Origin of the sequence: Paraburkholderia sp. JHI2823 (assembly GCF_038900695.1) — a bacterium.
GTDB classification, from domain to species: Bacteria; Pseudomonadota; Gammaproteobacteria; order Burkholderiales; family Burkholderiaceae; genus Paraburkholderia; species Paraburkholderia mimosarum.
On the sequence record NZ_JAYMRY010000436.1, the window covers coordinates 1 to 253 of the forward strand.

General features: G+C 61.3%; 1 pseudogene. It reads left to right on the plus strand.

The annotated features are described in order from the left end of the window. Positions 1-132: 132 nt before the first annotated feature. Positions 133-253, plus strand: a pseudogene (locus VSR34_RS39315) (IS110 family transposase); the annotation flags it as partial.

The window sequence follows — 253 nt, forward strand, 5'->3', positions numbered from 1 at the left end:
CCTAGGCAGTATGACTTCACGTGAGGTGGAGGGCTGGCCTGCCGTGAGGAATCAAACGCGGGTTAGCATGACTGCCAGAGCCGCACGGTGTGGACAGGGCCACACCCGGCGATTTCCAGCTCGGAGGCCAGCATGGAACACGATAGCACGCTATACGTCGGCCTGGACGTTCACAAGGATTCGATCACAGTCGCATATGCGCTCGGTTCGGGCGAGGTCGAACTGCTTGGCAGGATCGGGACGACGCAGACCG